At 67.4% G+C, this 16,840-nt stretch carries 18 protein-coding genes; 9 read left to right on the top strand and 9 right to left on the bottom strand.

What is annotated here, in order from left to right; genetic code table 11:
* Nucleotides 1-30: 30 nt before the first annotated feature.
* Entirely contained in the window at nucleotides 31-237 is a 207-nt protein-coding gene (locus ACLD02_RS18290) for a cold-shock protein (RefSeq protein ID WP_203105644.1), read from the bottom strand.
* A 194-nt stretch (nucleotides 238-431) separates the two neighbouring features.
* A complete protein-coding gene (locus ACLD02_RS18285) occupies nucleotides 432-626 on the bottom strand; it encodes a DUF2892 domain-containing protein (RefSeq protein ID WP_203105643.1) in 195 nt (64 codons plus the stop codon).
* Nucleotides 627-847: 221 nt separating this feature from the next.
* On the opposite strand from ACLD02_RS18285, the gene ACLD02_RS18280 reads away from it, so the two are divergent.
* Nucleotides 848-1,879 carry a methyl-accepting chemotaxis protein gene (locus tag ACLD02_RS18280; protein ID WP_203105642.1) on the top strand — a complete coding sequence of 344 codons (1,032 nt, stop codon included), beginning with the start codon at nucleotides 848-850 and terminating at the stop codon, nucleotides 1,877-1,879.
* On the opposite strand, the gene ACLD02_RS18275 is transcribed toward ACLD02_RS18280, so the two are convergent.
* Nucleotides 1,866-3,173, bottom strand: coding sequence for a short-chain fatty acid transporter (locus ACLD02_RS18275; protein ID WP_203105641.1), 1,308 nt, complete (start codon nucleotides 3,171-3,173; stop codon nucleotides 1,866-1,868). The genes ACLD02_RS18280 and ACLD02_RS18275 overlap by 14 nt on opposite strands.
* Before the next feature lie 112 nt (nucleotides 3,174-3,285).
* On the bottom strand, nucleotides 3,286-3,726 hold the full coding sequence (locus ACLD02_RS18270) for a potassium channel family protein (RefSeq protein ID WP_203105640.1): 441 nt from the start codon (nucleotides 3,724-3,726) through the stop codon (nucleotides 3,286-3,288).
* A gap of 166 nt (nucleotides 3,727-3,892) precedes the next feature.
* On the opposite strand from ACLD02_RS18270, the gene ACLD02_RS18265 reads away from it, so the two are divergent.
* The 3 genes from ACLD02_RS18265 (at nucleotide 3,893) to ACLD02_RS18255 (ending at nucleotide 7,376) form a co-directional block, all read left to right on the top strand.
* Nucleotides 3,893-5,014, top strand: a complete 1,122-nt coding sequence (locus ACLD02_RS18265) for an AI-2E family transporter (RefSeq protein WP_410299366.1) — start codon at nucleotides 3,893-3,895, stop codon at nucleotides 5,012-5,014.
* Nucleotides 5,015-5,120: 106 nt separating this feature from the next.
* Nucleotides 5,121-5,639 carry a methylated-DNA--[protein]-cysteine S-methyltransferase gene (locus ACLD02_RS18260; protein WP_203105638.1) on the top strand — a complete coding sequence of 173 codons (519 nt, stop codon included), beginning with the start codon at nucleotides 5,121-5,123 and terminating at the stop codon, nucleotides 5,637-5,639.
* Between the two features lie 78 nt (nucleotides 5,640-5,717).
* On the top strand, nucleotides 5,718-7,376 hold the full coding sequence (locus tag ACLD02_RS18255; protein WP_410299365.1) for an FAD-binding dehydrogenase: 1,659 nt from the start codon (nucleotides 5,718-5,720) through the stop codon (nucleotides 7,374-7,376).
* A 67-nt stretch (nucleotides 7,377-7,443) separates the two neighbouring features.
* Here ACLD02_RS18255 and ACLD02_RS18250 read toward each other — a convergent pair whose 3' ends face one another.
* Both ACLD02_RS18250 and ACLD02_RS18245 read right to left on the bottom strand, forming a co-directional pair.
* On the bottom strand, nucleotides 7,444-8,451 hold the full coding sequence (locus ACLD02_RS18250) for a hypothetical protein (RefSeq protein ID WP_203105636.1): 1,008 nt from the start codon (nucleotides 8,449-8,451) through the stop codon (nucleotides 7,444-7,446).
* A 9-nt stretch (nucleotides 8,452-8,460) separates the two neighbouring features.
* Nucleotides 8,461-9,015 carry an HdeD family acid-resistance protein gene (locus ACLD02_RS18245; RefSeq protein WP_238401136.1) on the bottom strand — a complete coding sequence of 185 codons (555 nt, stop codon included), beginning with the start codon at nucleotides 9,013-9,015 and terminating at the stop codon, nucleotides 8,461-8,463.
* Between the two features lie 150 nt (nucleotides 9,016-9,165).
* Here ACLD02_RS18245 and ACLD02_RS18240 point away from each other — a divergent pair, with 150 nt between their 5' ends.
* From ACLD02_RS18240 to ACLD02_RS18220, 5 genes are all read left to right on the top strand, one after another.
* Nucleotides 9,166-10,380, top strand: a complete 1,215-nt coding sequence (locus ACLD02_RS18240; RefSeq protein ID WP_203105635.1) for an MFS transporter — start codon at nucleotides 9,166-9,168, stop codon at nucleotides 10,378-10,380.
* A 153-nt stretch (nucleotides 10,381-10,533) separates the two neighbouring features.
* Entirely contained in the window at nucleotides 10,534-11,274 is a 741-nt protein-coding gene (locus tag ACLD02_RS18235) for a DUF3348 family protein (protein WP_203105634.1), read from the top strand.
* Nucleotides 11,271-13,526: a DUF802 domain-containing protein gene (locus tag ACLD02_RS18230; RefSeq protein ID WP_410299364.1), complete on the top strand. Its 2,256-nt coding sequence runs from the start codon at nucleotides 11,271-11,273 to the stop codon at nucleotides 13,524-13,526. The genes ACLD02_RS18235 and ACLD02_RS18230 overlap by 4 nt, the downstream gene beginning before the upstream one ends.
* Complete coding sequence (locus tag ACLD02_RS18225; protein WP_203105632.1) at nucleotides 13,526-14,152, top strand: OmpA family protein; 627 nt, start codon at nucleotides 13,526-13,528, stop codon at nucleotides 14,150-14,152. Before ACLD02_RS18230 ends, ACLD02_RS18225 begins: the two co-directional genes overlap by 1 nt.
* The gene (locus tag ACLD02_RS18220) at nucleotides 14,145-14,870 is read left to right on the top strand and encodes a DUF2894 domain-containing protein (RefSeq protein ID WP_410299363.1); all 726 of its coding nucleotides are present in this window, start codon (nucleotides 14,145-14,147) and stop codon (nucleotides 14,868-14,870) included. Before ACLD02_RS18225 ends, ACLD02_RS18220 begins: the two co-directional genes overlap by 8 nt.
* A gap of 90 nt (nucleotides 14,871-14,960) precedes the next feature.
* Here ACLD02_RS18220 and ACLD02_RS18215 read toward each other — a convergent pair whose 3' ends face one another.
* The 3 genes from ACLD02_RS18215 to ACLD02_RS18205 form a co-directional block, all read right to left on the bottom strand.
* A complete protein-coding gene (locus ACLD02_RS18215; RefSeq protein WP_203105630.1) occupies nucleotides 14,961-15,431 on the bottom strand; it encodes a nucleoside deaminase in 471 nt (156 codons plus the stop codon).
* A gap of 11 nt (nucleotides 15,432-15,442) precedes the next feature.
* Nucleotides 15,443-16,309 carry a glutathione-dependent disulfide-bond oxidoreductase gene (gene yghU, locus ACLD02_RS18210; protein ID WP_203105629.1) on the bottom strand — a complete coding sequence of 289 codons (867 nt, stop codon included), beginning with the start codon at nucleotides 16,307-16,309 and terminating at the stop codon, nucleotides 15,443-15,445.
* Between the two features lie 140 nt (nucleotides 16,310-16,449).
* The gene (locus tag ACLD02_RS18205) at nucleotides 16,450-16,788 is read right to left on the bottom strand and encodes a zinc ribbon domain-containing protein YjdM (protein WP_203105628.1); all 339 of its coding nucleotides are present in this window, start codon (nucleotides 16,786-16,788) and stop codon (nucleotides 16,450-16,452) included.
* Between the last annotated feature and the right edge of the window lie 52 nt (nucleotides 16,789-16,840).

Here is a 16,840-nt window from a genome sequence, read left to right as displayed (position 1 = left end):
GTTCCGGTCCTTGGACCGGGTGGCTGCGCCTTATACGGCGACCACGTTTTCCGCCTGCGGACCTTTCTGGCCCTGAGTGACGGTGAACTCAACCTGTTGGCCTTCGGCCAGGGTTTTGAAGCCGGAGCCGGTGATGGCGCTGAAGTGAACGAACACGTCAGGGCCGCCGCTCTGCTCGATGAAACCAAAACCTTTTGCTTCGTTGAACCACTTAACGGTACCGGTGGTGGTAGACATAGTTGTCTCCTGATAATTCATAACTGTTGGGTAGCCCAATGGCGGGCCGGTTTTGCTGAAAGGTCTTACGGGTTACTTATGAAGGTCAGGACGAAGACTACGGAATGGCATCGAACGGGGTTCATAAATACGGGCGTACTTTCTAGCTCCGTGCAGGATACACCGCCAGAATCCCCGGTCAATCTATTTCGCACCTATTCCCGCGCACCGCTCCGGCAGGTGGACAGCCCGAACGGCAGATAGGCCGGGCACCATCTCAGGGTAGCGGTGGTGATCGGCACCAACCCGACCAGCCCCCACCAGCTTTGGAAGTAAACACCGGCGCCCAACAGGGCGATGCCCACCAACAACCGCAGGCCGCGATCCAGCTCACCCACATTCTTGACCATGGCGATGTCCTCCGAAGTCCGGGCAAAACGCCCATGACGCCACTCTAACCCCACCCCCGCCAAGAGCATTGATCCGGATCAAAGGCGCCAAGGCTAAAGTTTCAGGGCTCGCGGCCGATACTGACTCCGGTGAACTTTATCCTTTTAAAACAATAACTAACGAGAATATGAAGGCCCGTTTATTGCAAGGGTCCGATTGCCAAGCGATAAGGGGTACGACCATGCAAGACAACACCATTCTCGAGCTGGCCTACGACATCTCCCAGGTCACCCGCGAGAAAGTCGGCGCCATCGAGGACATCATGCAGACCACCAAGATCCTGGCGCTCAACGCCCGCATCGAGGCGGCCCGGGCCGGCACCGCCGGCGCCGCCTTCGGCGTGGTCGCCGAGGAAATCGGCAAGGTGTCCGAGGAGATCAACCACATCGCCGCGGACTTCCGCGACGCCGTGGAGGGGCACACCAGCCGCATCGAGGACGCCGGCGAGCGCATGCTCACGGAGTTTCGTGGTCAGCGCCTCACCGACCTGTCCCTGAACGCCATCGAGATCATCGACCGCAACCTGTTCGAGCGCTCCTGCGACGTGCGCTGGTGGGCCACGGATTCCGCCGTGGTGGCCGCCGCCGACGGCGGCGACGAGGCCTCGCTGGCCCACGCCAGCGAGCGGCTGGCCACCATTCTACGCTCCTACGTGGTCTACCTGGATCTGTGGATCGCCGACGCCCAGGGCCGGGTGGTGGCCAATGGCCGCCCGGACCGCTACCCCGGCGCCGTCGGCCTCGACGTGTCGCGCAGCGCCTGGTTCCAGCAGGCCATGGCCACCGCCAGCGGCGACGATTTCGCGGTTACCGACATCGCCCTCAACGGCGCCCTGGATGACGCCGCCGTCGCCACCTACGCCACCGCCATCCGCCGCGAGGGCCGCGCCGACGGCGACAAGCTTGGCGTGCTCGGCATCTTCTTCGACTGGAGCCCGCAGGCCGGCGACGTGGTCAAGGGCGTGGGCCTGAGCGAGGAGGAACGCGCCCACTGCCGGGTGATGCTGCTTGACGCGGAGCACCGGGTGATCGCCGACGCCACCGGTCAGGGCGAGCTGGGCACGCCCTACCCGCTACGCACCGAGGAGCGCGAACGGGGCTTCTACCGGGACGGCGACAAGCTGGTGGCCTTCGCCCTGACCCCGGGTTATGAGACCTACCGGGGCCTGGGCTGGTACGGCGTGATCGAGTGCGACCTGGCTACAGGAAGGTGAGCCCGACGCTGATCACCACGCCGGTGATGATCAGCAGCATCAGACAATAGCCCATGATGTCCTTGGCCTTGAGACCGGCGATGGCGAGCACCGGCAACGCCCAGAACGGCTGCAGCAGGTTGGTCCAGGCATCGCCCCAGGCCACCGCCATGGCCACCCGGGGCACGTCGGCGCCAAGCGCCTCGGCCGCGGGCAGCATCACCGGCGCCTGCACCGCCCACTGGCCGCCGCCGGAGGGCACGAAGATGTTGACCAGGCCGGCGCTGATAAAGCTCCAGAACGGCAGGGTATCGGCGCTGGCGATGGAGGCAAAGCCGTTGGAGATAGTGGCCGCCAGGCCGGAGTCGGTCATGATCGCCATGATGCCGGCGTAGAATGGAAACTGGATGACGATGCCGGCGCCGCCCTTGATCGCCTCATGCAGGCTGATCAGCAGCCGACGCGGGGTCTGGTGCAACACGATGGCCAGGAACAGGAACATGAAGTTGACGATATTCAGGTTCAGCCCACCGCCCTGGCTGAAGTAATAGACCGCGTAGGCGACACCGCTGAAGCCCACCAGCCAGGCCAGCACGCGGCTGTTCTCCAGGTGCTCGGCGGGCCGCTGTGGGGTAACGTCAGGCACTTCCGGGTCCTCGATGGCCTTGGGATCGGCGAACACGCTCTCCTCTCGCGGCGGCAGCATCAACCGGTTGATCACCGGCACCACGATGAACAGGGCCGCCACGATAGCCAGATTGAAAAACGCGAAGATGGTGTCGCCGGTGCCGATCACGCCGATCTGGTTCTCGGTGAAATGCCCCGGCGTGGCGATGGTCAGCGGAATGGAACCCGCCAACCCGCCGTGCCAGACCACGAAACCGCCATAGGCGCTGGCGATCAGCAGCGGATAGTGCACCTGGATACGGCGCGCCAGAGCCTTGGCGAACAGCGCCCCCACCACCAGGCCGAAGCCCCAGTTGATCCAGCTCGCCACCAGCGACACATAGGTAACCAGCAAAATGGCCTGGCCCGGCGAACGGGCCAAGGCCGCCAGCTTGTCGAGAATGCTCTTCACCAGCGGCGTACTGGCCAGCATGAAGCCGGTGATCAGCACCAACAGCATCTGCATGGAGAAGGTGAGCAGGTTCCAGAAACCCTTGCCCCACATGTCCATCACCGCCACCGGAGACTGGCCTTCCACGGCCATGGCGGCGACCGCCGCCACCAGGGACAGGATCAGAACGAAGATATAGGGGTCGGGCAGGTAGCGGTCCACCAGACGGACCAGAGGCTGGGATGCGCGATTGAGCATGGCGGGTGTCTCCCGGTTGTTGTTTTTTTCAACACTCGAGGAATTATCCGGCCCCGGCGGGCCCGCCGGCAATCCGATCAGGCCACACTTCGACGAAAGTCGAATACGGCGCTCAGCCTGGCCTGCGCCAATAGCGCTGCATTTCCAGGTACAGGAAGGAGGCGGTCCAGGTGATCAGCACCAAGCCGGTCAACGCCTCGATACCGGTCAGGTAGCGCACGTCACCCAGCGGCTGGATGTCGCCGAAACCGAGCGTGGTATAGACGGTGAAGGAAAAATACACGCAATCCAGCAAGGTGCCATTATAGTTGCCCGAAAAGGTGGCGTTGAATTCGCCCCAACCGAGCTGGTTGACCATCACGTAGTAAGCGGCGCCGAACAACCACACCTCAACGGCGTGGGCCACCAGGGCGCCCCCCACGCCCACCAGCACCCGGTAACGGTGCTTGATGCCTGCCTTGGGAAGCCAAACGGTGATGCGCGACAGAAATTCGTAGTGGATCAAAACCACCGCCGTCACCAGCAGGACGTTGACGGCGACAATGTAGAACATACGCCTACCCCTGGCTGGACGCTGACGACGACGGCAGTTTATCGCAGCGTGTCGCCGGCCCGCCAGCGCCCCCCTTTACCGCTTTTTACGACGCGCCCCTCATGTTCCGCCCGCCCACCCCGTAAACTCGTTGTTTCCATGCTCAAGGACGGAGAACGCCCCCTCAATGGACGACCCGCGCACCCAGGACCGAACTGGCGACGACCAGGACGATGTCGTCACCCGCCAGGAAACCCGCAAGCTGATGGAAAGGGTGACGGTGCGCTCGGCGATGCTCACCGGTATCTTCGTACTGCTGGTGATGTACACCCTGTACGCCGCCGCCACCCTGTTCGCGCCCCTGGTGGTGGCGTTCCTCACCAGCCTGATTTTCACGCCGGTGGTGCGCGCCCTGCGACCGCTGCGCATCGCGCCGCCGGTGAGCGCGGCGGTGATCGTGTGCCTGGTGTTCTCTCTGGCGGTGAGCGCCCTGTACGGGCTCACCGAACCGGCCATGGAATGGCTGGAGAAAGCGCCCCGGGACCTGCGCAAACTGGAGCTGGAATTCCGTGAACTGGCCGCGCCCATGGAAAAACTGCGCCAGGCCAACGAGCAGATCGCGCGCATCACCCCCGGCGAAGGCGGCAACGACGCCGCCGGCGGCCAGGTGCCCTGGAGCCCGGTGAAGTGGCTGCTGTCCGGCACCTGGTCGGCGCTGTACGGCATCGCCATCAGTTTCGTGCTGCTGTATTTCATGCTGGCTTCCGGCGACACCTTTCTGCGCAAGCTGGTGCGGGTGATCCCTCAATTCGAGAACAAGCGCGCGGCGGTGGCCACGGTGCGCGAGATCCAGAACCGCATCTCCATCTACCTGGGCACCATCTCCATCATCAACCTGTGCCTGGCGATGCTGTCGTCGCTGATTCTCTATGTTCTCGGCGTGCCCAATCCGATTCTGTTCGGCGTCATGGTCGGGATGTTCAACTACGCGCCTTACATTGGCCCGGTGGCCAGTTTCACGGTGATCCTGCTGGTCAGCCTGCTGCACTTCGACGGGATCTACGCGACCCTGCTGCCGCCCGCGCTGATCCTCGGCCTGAACGTGCTGGAGGGCCAGTTCATCACTCCCACGGTGGCCGGCCACCGGCTGCAGCTGAGCCCGGTGGCGGTGTTCCTCTCGATCCTGCTGTGGGGCTGGATGTGGGGCGTGGTGGGCATTCTTATCGCGGTGCCGCTGCTGGTGTGCATCAAACTGGTGTGCGACAACATTCCCTCCCTGCGGCTGGTGTCCGCCTTCCTGGGCCGCTAACGCGTCCAACCGGGCGCTCCATGCAGCGATGTCCGGAAATGGCGAGCCGGGATCTCGTGGCCCATCTACAATGGCGATGATCACCGGTTACCCTGGCGGAGACACCATGCACACCGACGCCGATGTCCATCATCCGATCGATTCCCCCCTTGGCCCCTTGCTGCTCACCAGTGACGGCGACGCGCTCACCGGCCTGTACATGAAACGCTGGAAGGAAAGGCCCGAGGCGGACCGGGAACGCTACCGGGACGACGCCCTGTTCCGTGCCGCCCGGGAACAGCTCGCGGCCTACTTCGCCGGCCAGTTGCGCGAGTTCGAGCTGCCGCTGGCGCCGCGCGGCAGCGACTTCCAGCAAAGCGTCTGGCGGGCCCTGGCAGACATCCCCTACGGCGAGACCGAAAGCTACGGCGAGCTGGCCCGTCGGCTCGGCAACCCGGGGGCGTCCCGCGCCGTGGGCCTGGCCAACGGCCGCAACCCGCTGGGCATCATCGTGCCCTGCCACCGGGTGATCGGCGCCAACGGCACCCTCACCGGCTACGGCGGCGGCCTGGAACGCAAGCAATGGCTGCTCGACCACGAACGCCGGCACGCCGGTGGCCAGACCGCCCTGCCCGGCTTCGGCTGAAACCCGGCGGAGAATGCCTGACGATGGTGCCAGAAACCTGCTAGGTTTAAGGCCTCGCAACCTTCCAGGGGCATCATCATGGACAACAAAAGCGATGCGATCGTGGTGGGCGCCGGCCTGGCCGGGCTGGTGGCCGCGGCGGAACTGGCGGACGCCGGCAAATCGGTGCTGATCGTCGAGCAGGAAGGGGAGAATTCCGTGGGCGGCCAGGCCCACTGGTCCCTGGGCGGCCTGTTCCTGGTGGACAGCCCGGAGCAGCGCCGCATGCGCATCAAGGACAGCGCCGAGCTGGCCCTGCAGGACTGGCTGGGCAGCGCCGGCTTCGACCGCGACGAGGACTACTGGCCGCGCAAGACCGCCGAGGCGTTCGTGGAATTCGCCGCCGGCGAAATGCGGCCCTGGCTGTATGAGCAGGGCATGCGCTGGTTCCCGGTGGTGGGCTGGGCGGAACGGGGCGGCTCCACCGCCACCGGCCACGGCAATTCCGTGCCGCGCTTTCACATTACCTGGGGCACCGGCCCCGGCGTGGTGGCGCCGTTCGAACGCCGTGTACGCGAACACATGGACGCCGGGCGCATCACCCTAAAAACGCGCCACCGGGTCGGCCGGGTGCTCACCGCCGACGGCCGCGTCATCGGCGTGGCCGGCGAAATGCTCGCCCCCAGCACCGTGCAACGGGGCGAGCGCTCCTCCCGGGAGGTGATCGACGCGTTCGAATTCCACGCCGGCGCCGTGCTGGTCACCTCCGGCGGCATCGGCGGCAACCACGATCTGGTGCGCGAATACTGGCCCCGGGAGCGGCTCGGCGAACCGCCGGCCAGCATGGTCTTCGGCGTGCCCCACCATGTGGACGGGCGGATGATCGCCATTACCCGGGAGGCCGGCGCGGCGGTGATCAACAGCGACCGTATGTGGCATTACACCGAGGGCATGAAGAACTGGAACCCGATCTGGCCGAACCACGGCATCCGCATCATTCCCGGCCCCTCGTCCATGTGGTTCGACGCCAACGGCCGGCGCCTGCCGGCGCCCTGCCTGCCCGGCTACGACACCCTGGCCACGCTCAAGGAGATCCTCGCCAGCGGCCACGACTATTCCTGGTTCGTGCTCGACCAGTCGATCATCGAGAAGGAATTCGCCCTGTCCGGCTCGGAACAGAATCCGGACATGACCTCCGGGCAGTGGAAGGAAGTGCTCAAGAGCCGCCTGGGCAAAGGCGCGCCGCCGCCGGTGGAGGCCTTCAAGAAACACGGCGAGGACTTCGTGGTGGCCAATGACCTCAAAACCCTGGTGGACGGCATGAACCGGCTCACCGGCGAGAACCGCATCGACCACGGGCGCTTGCTCGCGGAGCTCACCGCCCGCGACAACCAGATGGACAACCCCTACGCCAAGGACGCGCAGATCACCGCCATTCACGGCGCCCGCCACTACCTGGGCGACAAGCTGTTCCGCGCCGCCAAACCGCACAAAATCCTGGACCCGAAACACGGCCCGCTGATCGCCGTGCGCCTGCACATCCTGACCCGCAAGACCCTGGGCGGCCTGCACACCAACGTGGACGGCCAGGTGCTCGACGACGCCGGCGACCCGCTGCCCGGGCTGTACGCCGCCGGCGAGGTGGCTGGCTTCGGCGGCGGCGGCTACCACGGCTACAACGCCCTGGAAGGCACCTTCCTGGGCGGCTGCATCTTCTCCGGCCGCCGCGCCGGGCGCCACGCCGCCACGGTGGTTTAGGCGTAGCCGCGACCCGAGGTGCGCGGGTGGTCGCGGCTGAAGCCGCCCCTACAGCCAGTCAGGGGGCTCAGGGCAGCCGGAACACCTCCACCCGGACCTCCGAAATGCGGTAACCACCGATGGCCGTGGCGGCGACCAGGATTTCACCGTCCGGACTCCAGGCGAGACGGGGCAGGTTCCGGTTCTCCGCCTGGAAGGCGGCGATCTGCTCGCCGCTGCGCACCGACCAGACGCGAATATAGGCGGAGCCATCGCGCCGCAGGGTGTCGTCGGCGTAGAGCGCCGCCAACCGCTCGCCGTCCGGTGACAGCGCCAGAGTATAGCCGGAGGGGTAGTTTAATCTGGGTTCGTTGTCGCGGGGTTTCAGGCGACGCATCTCGCCGTCATCGACGCGGTACAGCAGCACGTCCTCGCCATCGGGCTGCCCCACCCATTGTTCACCCAGCCGGGTCAGCCCACGGCCCGAACCGCGCCACCAGTCCGCGCGGAAAAACCCCGGCCGGGCCATCTCGGCGACGGTATCCAGCCGGCGTCCATCCCGCGCCGATACCACCAGGGCATCGTCTCCGGCCCCCCGGTAACAGAACTCGTCGTCGCCAAGCTTGCCGGGCTCATAAGCATTCTCCCGCCGCCAGGGGTCATTGTGATGCTTCGGGCAGACCAGGGTAATACGGCCCCCGTCGGGGGAAACGAAAACCCAGTCCGGCGGATGCACGAACGGAATCCGCTGGCGGGCGCCGACGGCGCCGCTGTCGAGATCCATATGCACCAGCTCGACATGGCCCAGCCAACCCACTGGCCGCTCGGACTCCGGCGGCAACGAGGTGCCCACCAGCACCACCTCATCGCCGGGCGACGGCACCGCCATCACCTGACCCACGGTATCCATGGTGAAGGGCGCCACGGCGCCGCTGGCCGCCGGACCGCAGGGGTTCAAGGGGCGGCACTCGCCATGGAGATACTGGCCGGAGGTCCACCACCAAACCGCCGGGGCGGCGCCCACCGCCAGCAAGGCAAACACCCCCAGCACCAGCAGCAACCGGCGGCGAGCCGGGCTAGTGGAAACTTCGGTCATCGTGAACCCCTAAAACGAACGATTGTAAAGGCTCCTCAGGCGCAGGCCGGCAACGATCTGCAGCACGCCGTAGATCAGCATCCCAACGCCGAACCAGACCGTGGCCACCACCAATCCGGCCAGGGGTTTGGCCAGGAACAAACCGCCCAGCACGATGCCCAGCAGCCCGGTGACGGCGATCACCCATTCACCGCGCACATGGCGGCGGATCTGGAAGGCGAACAGCACCCGGAACACGCCGGCGACCACGAACCAGCACGCCAGCACCAGCAGCAGGGCCCCGGCGGTGGCCGCCGGGTTGGTCACCGCGAGCAACCCGAACAGCAGCGAAATCAGCGAGTAGAACAGTACCCAGCCGCGCCCCGCCACGGCGCCGTTGGCGAACAGCGCCGCCAGCCCCACCACGCCCTCGGCCAGGGCCAGGACACCGATCGCCCAGGCCAGCGCCACCGCCGCCTCCAGCGGGGAGACCACGGCATACAGGCCCACTAGCACACCGAGCACGCCGTAAAGCACCAGCAACCACCAGTGACGGCCGAAACCGTCCATGAACAGCGTCGTCATCGTTCCGATCTCCTCGTGAAGGGTCAACAGGGTGATTGTAGCGCCCCAGGCGGGAAGCCGGACAGGGCAAGCGGCGGGTGTGATGCAAGTAGGGTGAAAAGGCCCTAAAGTAGTGCGCCCTTTTCGCGCCGCCACCGTCTGGAAGCCCGCATGTCACTGGTCACGCCACCGCCACACCGCCCCAATGCCCTGATCATGGTCACCGGCGGCATTCTCACGGCGCTGGTGGCGATCGTGTTCGCGCGGCTTGCCTACGGCGTGATCCTGCCGCCCATGCGCGAGGACCTGGGCCTGAGCTACCGCCAGGCCGGCAACCTGGGCACCGTCACCGCCCTGGGCTATCTGCTGTTCGTGCTGGTGGGCGGGGTCGCGGCGGGTCGCTGGGGCGCGCGCAACGCCGTGGCCCTGGGCCTGTTCATTCTCACCTTCGGCTTCGCCGGCCTGGCGGTGGCCTCCGATTACCGCTGGATTCTCGGCCTGATGGGCCTGCTGGGCCTGGGTACCGCCTTCTGCTTCGCGCCCATGGTGTCATTGCTGGCCACCTGGTATCCGGAGCGGCGCGGCCTGGTGATCGGCTGCATGGGCGCGGGGGTGGGCGCCGGCCTGTTCGGTACCGGCCTGCTGGTGCCCTGGTTATCCGATGCCTTCGGCGACCACGGCTGGCGGGTCAGTTGGGGGGTGTTCGCGGTGATCTCGGCGGTGGCCGTGGCCCTGGTGCTGATCGCGGTGCGCGATCCCGAGCCGTTGGACAGCGACGATCCCCAGCGACCGGCGCCGGCGGATAAATGGCGCATCTACCGTCACCCACGGGTGATCACCATGGCCACCGTCTATGGCGTCATCGGCATGGTCTACATTATCCAGTCCATCTTCATGGTCAGCTATGTGGTGGAAGCCGGCCACGGCGACGACGTGGCCGGTTGGCTGATGGCCATGTCCGGCTTGCTGTCCGTGGCCAGCGGGCCGCTGTGGGGGTCACTCTCGGACATCTGGGGGCGCGGCAACGCCCTGACCCTGGCCACCGCCGTGGTCACCCTGGCCATGGGCCTGCCGCTTCTCGACCAGGGGCTGCCGGTGTTCTTCGCCCATTTTCTGCTGATGGGCTGCGCGGTGAATGGCGTGTTCACCATGATCCAGGCCGCCAGCACCGACCAGGTGGCGCCGCGTTTCATCCCCATCGCCTTCAGCTACGTCACCGTGTTCTTCGCCACCGGCCAGTTCCTGGGCCCGGCCATCGCCGGCGCGCTGATCGAGTTCAGCGGTGGTTTCCATCTGGCGGTGGGCTTCACCTGCGCCTCGCTGCTGGGTGCCCTGCTGCTGACCCTGCGCATCCGTCGCTTCCCCCGGGACCTGGCGGTCGCCTGAAGGGCGGTGACCGGAAGATTGCCGGGCGCCGGGCGCACCCGGCGGCGCGGCATTATCATCGCCGGCCGTTCCTGATTAGAATGTGCCGCTTCGCCCGGCGGGGCCCCGTTAAACGGGCGCCTCCGGGCCCGTGTTCCGGCCAGGGTGGCAGCAATGAGCAACGGCGTGCATAGCTTTCCACGAGCATCCTATCCGGGCGGCCGGCTGGCCCGTCTGCTGGCCGAGTTGCATCTGCTCGACGGTCAGCCCGACGGCGACGTCGCCGAACGCCTGGCGCGCCTGTTCGACCTGTCGGACACCGTGGCTCTGGACACCGCCAACGCCCACCGCGCCACGGGCCCCTTCCATGCCAGCGAGCGGGACTACCGGCGCCTCGGCGAGGATCTGGCCAAGGTTCGCGACAAGCTGCTGGCTGGCCTGACCCGGGCGTTCGAACCGGAACAGCTTGGCACCCGCAACGGCCTGCCCGCCCCCCAGGCGGACTACGAGCCCTACCAGAAATTCTACGTGGCCCGCCAGCGCCAGCTCACCGCCGGCCTGCAACCGGTGCGCGTGCGCCTGCGCGGAGCCCTGGCCGACTGCGGTCCGGGCGCCGCCCGGCTGGCGGAACTGGACGCGGTGTTCGACGCCACCCTCACCGCCTGGACGCGGCGCTGCTTCGGCGCCGTCCCGAAATTGCTGGCGCGGCGCTTCGAGGCGCTCAAGCCGGATGGACAACGCAGCCTGCTGGACAACGACGCCGATGACCCCGATGCCTGGATGGCGCCCGGCGGCTGGCTGCACCGTTTTTGTCAGGAGATGCAGCTACTGCTGCTCGCCGAACTGGAAGCCCGGCTGGAGCCGCCGCTGGGCCTGCTGGACGCTTTGCACAACGAGGTACGCGACCGCACATGACACGCTTTCTTTTTGTTCTGGCCTTCATCCTGGGCGCCGCCGCGGTACTCTGGGTGGGGCTCGGTTTTCTCGCCGGCCAGCCAGTGGCGCTGCTCGCCACCCTGCTGATCGCCCTGGTCTATGGCTTCGGCTTCCTGGAACTGCTGCGCTTCCGCCGCGCCACCGACCGACTGAGCGAGAACCTCACCTCCACCCCCAGCGACGAACAGGCCCTGGGCGGCTGGCTGGCGAGCCTGCCGGCGGACCTGCGTGGCGCCGTGCGGCGACGTATAGAGGGCGAGGCGGTGGCGCTGCCCGGGCCCATGCTCACCCCGTACCTGTCCGGCCTGCTGGTGATGCTGGGTCTGCTGGGCACCTTCATCGGCATGACCGTGACCCTGCAAGGGGCGGTCACCGCCCTGGACGGCGGCGCCGACCTGCAGGCCATCCAGGGCGCCCTGGCAGCCCCCATCGCCGGCCTCAGCCTGGCCTTCGGCACCTCCATCGCCGGCGTGGCGGCCTCCGCCATGCTTGGCCTCGCCGCCACCCTGTGCCGTCGGGACCGCACCCTGGCCGGCCGCGAACTGGACGGCAAGATCAGCCGCGAACTGCGCGTCTTTTCGCTTAAGCAGCAGCAACGAGACGCCTTCCAGGCCCTGCGCGCCCAATCCGATGCCTTCCCCGCCGTGGTCGAACAGCTCGCCGCGCTCACCGACCGGCTGGACGCCCTGGGCGGCCGGCTGGCCGACAATCTGAGCGACAACCAGGAACGCTTCCACAGCCGCATGACCGAGGAATACCGAACCCTCGCGGACACCCTCGGCGAGCGGCTGCAACATCACCTGGGCGACAGCGCCCGACTCGCCGCCGAGGGGGTGAAGCCGGTCATGGAAGACGCCATGGCCCGTCTCCAGGAACAGACCGAGCGCACCCACCACCGGCTCGGCGAGGTCACCGAGCGGCACCTGACGGGCCTGGGCGAACAGTGGCGCCAGGGCCTGGCGGAAAGCCGCCAGGCCCATGAACAACAACTGGCGGCGCTCAGCGAACGCTTCCAGGACACCACCCGCCAGGCCGCCGACGCCTGGAGCGACGGCCTGGCGCAACAGAACCGTCAGCAGGCGGAAACCACCGAGCGCCTGGCCGGCACCCTGGAAGATACCGCCGAGCGCCTGCGCGCCGACAATAGCGCGATGATCGAGCATGGCCGCCAGCAACAGGCGGAGCACGCCGCCCGCGTCGAGGAGCAACTGGCGCGTACCACCGAGGCGTTCCAGGCCAGCACCGAGCAGGCCGCCGGGCAATGGCGCGACCACCTGGAGCAGCAAGGCCACGCCGCCGGCGAACTGGTGGCACGCCTGGACCAGGCCCTGGCCCGCCACGGCGAAGCCTTCCGCGCCACCGCCGGCGAGCTGCTGGATGGCCAGCGCCAGAGTCAGGACACCCAGCGACAACAAGCCGGCGAACTACTGCGCGACGTCGGCGCCACCCTCCAGGGCCACCAGGACGGCTTCCAGCAGGCCGTGCGGCAATTGCTGGACGGGCAACGGCAGGGCCTGGAACAACTTACCGCCCGCACCGGCGAGCAACTGGCCGCCCTGCGCGACCAGGAGCAGGCCCGCGGCGAGGCCGCGAGCCAGCGGCTGGCGGAGCTGGAAGCCACCGCCAGCCGCCATCTCACCGAACTGGGTACGGCTCTGGAAGCACCCATGACCCGGCTCATCGAGACCGCCTCGGAAACCCCCAAAGCCGCCGCCGAGGTGATCAACGAACTGCGCGCGGAAATGACCCGCAACAGCGAGCGCGACAACGCCCTGCTGGAAGAACGCCAGCGCCTGGTCAGCGAACTGGACCGCCTGCTCGGCGCCCAGCGTCAGGCCGCCGAGGCGCAGCGCGAGGCGGTGGAAAGCCTGATCGTGGATGCCGGCGGCGCCCTGCGCGCGGTCAGCGACACCTTCACCGACCAGGTAGAACGGCAAAGCACGCAACTGGAAACCCTGGCCGGCGACCTCACCGGCGGCGCCCGGGAAATGGCCAGCCTGGGCGAGGCCTTCGGCGCCGCCGTGGCCCGCTTCGGTGAGGCCAATGAGGGGCTGCTGGACACCCTGCAGCAGGTGGAAGGCGCCCTCACCCGCTCCGCCGAACGCAGCGACGAACAGCTCGCCTACTATGTGGAGCAGGCCCGCGAAGTGATCGACCTGAGCCTGAGCGCCCAGAAGGACGTGATCGACGCTCTGGGCCGGGTCCGTGATTCCTCCACCGGAGCGAGCTGATGGCCTACGACGGCGACACTCAGGCGACCCCGGTGTGGGCCATCTTCTCGGACCTGATGGCCGCCCTGGTGGGCATCTTCGTGCTGATTCTGGTGTGGGTGATCGGCATCCAGCTGGAACTGAGCCAGTCGCTGCAGGAGGAGCGCGCCAAGCTGCAGGCCGAGCAGCAGCGCCGCCAGGCCCTGGAGGAAGCGCTCGCCGATCCGCTCGCCAGTGGCCGCATCTCGTTCCAGAACGGTCGTATCGGTATCAACGGCAGCGTCCTGTTCGGGCTCAACTCCGACCGCCTGCAAGCGGACGGCGAAACCCTGCTGCGCAGCCTGGTGGCGCCCCTCAAACAATACCTGAGCGAGCACGACGAGCTGCTCATGGTAAGCGGCTTCACCGACGATCTGGCGATCCAGAAGGGCAACCCCCGCTACAGCGACAACTGGGGCCTGTCCGCCCAGCGCGCGCTCACCGTGACCCGCACCCTGATCGACCAGGGCCTGCCCGAAGAGCGCTTGTTCGCCGCCGCCTTCGGCGATAACCAGCCGGTGACACCCAACACCGACGACGACGCCCGGGCCCGCAATCGGCGTGTGGAAATCACCACGGTGCCGCGCCAGGACAGCGGCGATGAGTAACCCGACTGTGCCCGCGACGGACCTGATGGACCGCCTGACAGCCCTGCGTGGGCAAGGCGCCGCCCGGTTCGAACCGGTGCGCTTTCATTATCTGGACGCCCTGGCCCGCCGTCTCGACGGCGACCATCGGCCCGGCCTGGCCACCACCCGGGAAAAACTGGAACGGGAACTAAGCGCCCTGGAAGAAGCGTTGGCGGCGGCGCGCCGGCACACCGACGCACTCATCGAGCAATGCGGGGACGAAGCCCTGCGCACCCGGCTCCAGGCGCTCGGCGAGCGCGGCGAGCACCGCGCCGCAAGGCGCCTGGCGAACGCCGGCGGCGCGCCCTCGCCCCTGGGCGCACTGGTCGACGAATTGCGCGCCGGCGACACCACCCCGGCGGCGCCCGCCGGCGCCTCGGCGCTGGACGCCCTGCTCCACGAACAGCACCAGCGCCTGCGCGCCCACCACCAGGGCCAGAGCGACGCCGCCCCCAAACGAGACCTGAAAGCCGCCGCCGACATCCGCGCCCGACACGCCCGGCAGCGCACCGCGCAACGCATCGACGCCGCCCTCGCCCACCCCACCGGCGACGCCGGCCCGCTCAATTCCCACCGCCAGGTGGTGCGCGCCCTGGACCAGCTCCATGAACTGGCGCCGGAATATCTGGAACGCTTCGTCGGTTACGTGGACACGCTCATGGCGCTGGAAAAGGCGCTCGGGAATCGGCGCGGTTAGGGGGCATCCGGCGACCGGGGTGATCGCGACTGAAGCGGTGCGCCGCCCGGTCGCTCCTAAGGTGCAAGCAGCACCGCGGTAGGAGCGACTTCAGTCGCGATATCGCCGGTGCAAGGCACGCACCTGCTCGGCGAGGTCCGGCACCGGGCCCTCCACCGGCACATCCGGCGCCACCTGTTGGATCGACAGGCCGGCCACCGGGGACGGTGGCTGGCCCCATTCCGCCCGCCAGGCTCTCAACTGCTCGCCGGAGCTGGCGTAGACGATGCGGCCCAGGCCCACCCAGGCGTGGGCGGCGGCGCACATGGGGCAGTGCTCCCCGGAGGTGTAGACAGTAGCGCGGGCGCGCCGCTCCGGGAGCAGGTGTTCGGCGGCCCAACGGGCGATCTCGAATTCCGGGTGGCGGGTGTGGTCACCGCCGCCGACCCGGTTGCGGGCGGTGAACAGCACCGTGCCGTCCTGGTCCACCAGCAGCGAGCCGAATGGCTGGTCACCGGCTTCCAGGGCCCGCTCGGCGAGCTCGATGCAGTGGCTCAGATGGGCCAGGTCGGTGTCATTCATGGGCCCGCCGGTCAGCCGCCGATTTTATCCTGGGTCCTGGTTTCGAAGTCGCTGGCGTCATGGCGCTCACGAAGTTGCGAGGCGGGATCGCCGAAGCTGCGGTTCACCATGCGGCCCCGTTGTACCGCCGGGCGTGCGTCGATGTCCTTGGCCCAGCGCAGCACGTTCTTGTAGGACGTCACGTCCAGGAACTCGGCGGCGTCATAGAGCCGGCCCAGCACTAACTGGCCGTACCAGGGCCAGGTGGCCACGTCGGCGATGGAGTATTCGTCGCCGGCCAGGTAGGCGTTGTCGGCGAGGCGGCGGTCGAGCACGTCGAGCTGGCGCTTCACTTCCATGGTGTAGCGGTCGATGGGGTACTGGTATTTCTCCGGCGCGTAGGCGTAGAAGTGGCCGAAGCCGCCGCCCAGGAAGGGCGCCGCGCCCTGCTGCCAGAACAGCCAGTTCATGCACTCGGTGCGCACCGCCGGGTCGGCCGGAATCAAGGCAGCGAATTTTTCCGCCAGGTAGAGCACGATGGAGGCGGTCTCGAACACCCGGCGCGGCGGGGTCACGCCGTGGTCCATCATGGCCGGGATCTTGGAGTTGGGGTTGATCTCCACGAAGCCGCTTCCGAATTGATCGCCCTCGCCGATATTGATCAGCCAGGCGTCGTATTCGGCGCCCTCATGGCCCAGGGCCAGCAGTTCCTCCAGCATCACCGTGACCTTGACGCCGTTGGGGGTGGCCAGGGAATAAAGCTGCAGCGGGTGCTTGCCCACCGGCAGTTCCTGGTCGTGGGTGGGGCCGGCGATGGGACGGTTGATATTGGCGAACTTGCCGCCGTTGCCCGGTTCCCATTTCCAAACCTTAGGCGGCGTATAGGTGTCGTCGGACATGCAATCTCTCCCGTGGCAAAACGAAGACGGCGCGGGGCCGGACCCGGCACCTTAGAACGTCCCGGCCAGGGTTGGAACGGCGGGCGTCGCAAAGGCTTCCTATCATGCTGAAAGGCCGGGCCAATGGCGAGCGCGCCCGGTCAGACCTTCTTCACGAACTCCGATTTCAGCTTCATGGCGCCGATACCATCGATGCGGCAATCGATGTCATGGTCGCCGCCCACCAGGCGGATGCCCTTGACCTTGGTACCCACCTTGACCACCGATGAGGAGCCCTTGACCTTGAGATCCTTGATCACGGTGACGGTGTCGCCGTCGTTGAGCACATTGCCGTTGGCGTCCTTGATCAGGTCCGCTTCGGCGGCGGCCTGCTCATCGGCGGCGTTCCATTCATGGGCGCATTCCGGGCACACGAACATGGCGCCGTCTTCGTAGGTGTAAGGGGAGCTGCATTGGGGGCAGGCGGGCAATTCACTCATGAGCATTCTCTGTCAGGCGGCCCCCGGCGGGGTCGGTGGGTGCCGGCTCGGC

The sequence above is a fragment of the Alloalcanivorax sp. C16-2 genome (assembly GCF_046507615.1).
GTDB lineage: Bacteria > Pseudomonadota > Gammaproteobacteria > Pseudomonadales > Alcanivoracaceae > Alloalcanivorax > Alloalcanivorax marinus_A.
The sequence above is the reverse complement of the archived record's forward strand: the minus strand, read 5'-3'. Positions and strand labels throughout refer to the sequence as shown.

What these genes read in the sequence shown, in the direction of transcription:
- ACLD02_RS18215 (WP_203105630.1), bottom strand. Translation starts at nt 15,431, where the DNA reads ATGAATGACACCGACCTGGCCCATCTGAGCCACTGCATCGAGCTCGCC.
- ACLD02_RS18230 (WP_410299364.1), top strand. Translation starts at nt 11,271, where the DNA reads ATGACACGCTTTCTTTTTGTTCTGGCCTTCATCCTGGGCGCCGCCGCG.
- ACLD02_RS18250 (WP_203105636.1), bottom strand. Translation starts at nt 8,451, where the DNA reads ATGACCGAAGTTTCCACTAGCCCGGCTCGCCGCCGGTTGCTGCTGGTG.
- ACLD02_RS18285 (WP_203105643.1), bottom strand. Translation starts at nt 626, where the DNA reads ATGGTCAAGAATGTGGGTGAGCTGGATCGCGGCCTGCGGTTGTTGGTG.
- ACLD02_RS18265 (WP_410299366.1), top strand. Translation starts at nt 3,893, where the DNA reads ATGGACGACCCGCGCACCCAGGACCGAACTGGCGACGACCAGGACGAT.
- ACLD02_RS18245 (WP_238401136.1), bottom strand. Translation starts at nt 9,015, where the DNA reads ATGACGACGCTGTTCATGGACGGTTTCGGCCGTCACTGGTGGTTGCTG.
- ACLD02_RS18205 (WP_203105628.1), bottom strand. Translation starts at nt 16,788, where the DNA reads ATGAGTGAATTGCCCGCCTGCCCCCAATGCAGCTCCCCTTACACCTAC.
- ACLD02_RS18225 (WP_203105632.1), top strand. Translation starts at nt 13,526, where the DNA reads ATGGCCTACGACGGCGACACTCAGGCGACCCCGGTGTGGGCCATCTTC.
- ACLD02_RS18290 (WP_203105644.1), bottom strand. Translation starts at nt 237, where the DNA reads ATGTCTACCACCACCGGTACCGTTAAGTGGTTCAACGAAGCAAAAGGT.
- ACLD02_RS18220 (WP_410299363.1), top strand. Translation starts at nt 14,145, where the DNA reads ATGAGTAACCCGACTGTGCCCGCGACGGACCTGATGGACCGCCTGACA.
- ACLD02_RS18280 (WP_203105642.1), top strand. Translation starts at nt 848, where the DNA reads ATGCAAGACAACACCATTCTCGAGCTGGCCTACGACATCTCCCAGGTC.
- ACLD02_RS18275 (WP_203105641.1), bottom strand. Translation starts at nt 3,173, where the DNA reads ATGCTCAATCGCGCATCCCAGCCTCTGGTCCGTCTGGTGGACCGCTAC.
- ACLD02_RS18240 (WP_203105635.1), top strand. Translation starts at nt 9,166, where the DNA reads ATGTCACTGGTCACGCCACCGCCACACCGCCCCAATGCCCTGATCATG.
- ACLD02_RS18235 (WP_203105634.1), top strand. Translation starts at nt 10,534, where the DNA reads ATGAGCAACGGCGTGCATAGCTTTCCACGAGCATCCTATCCGGGCGGC.
- yghU (WP_203105629.1), bottom strand. Translation starts at nt 16,309, where the DNA reads ATGTCCGACGACACCTATACGCCGCCTAAGGTTTGGAAATGGGAACCG.
- ACLD02_RS18260 (WP_203105638.1), top strand. Translation starts at nt 5,121, where the DNA reads ATGCACACCGACGCCGATGTCCATCATCCGATCGATTCCCCCCTTGGC.
- ACLD02_RS18270 (WP_203105640.1), bottom strand. Translation starts at nt 3,726, where the DNA reads ATGTTCTACATTGTCGCCGTCAACGTCCTGCTGGTGACGGCGGTGGTT.
- ACLD02_RS18255 (WP_410299365.1), top strand. Translation starts at nt 5,718, where the DNA reads ATGGACAACAAAAGCGATGCGATCGTGGTGGGCGCCGGCCTGGCCGGG.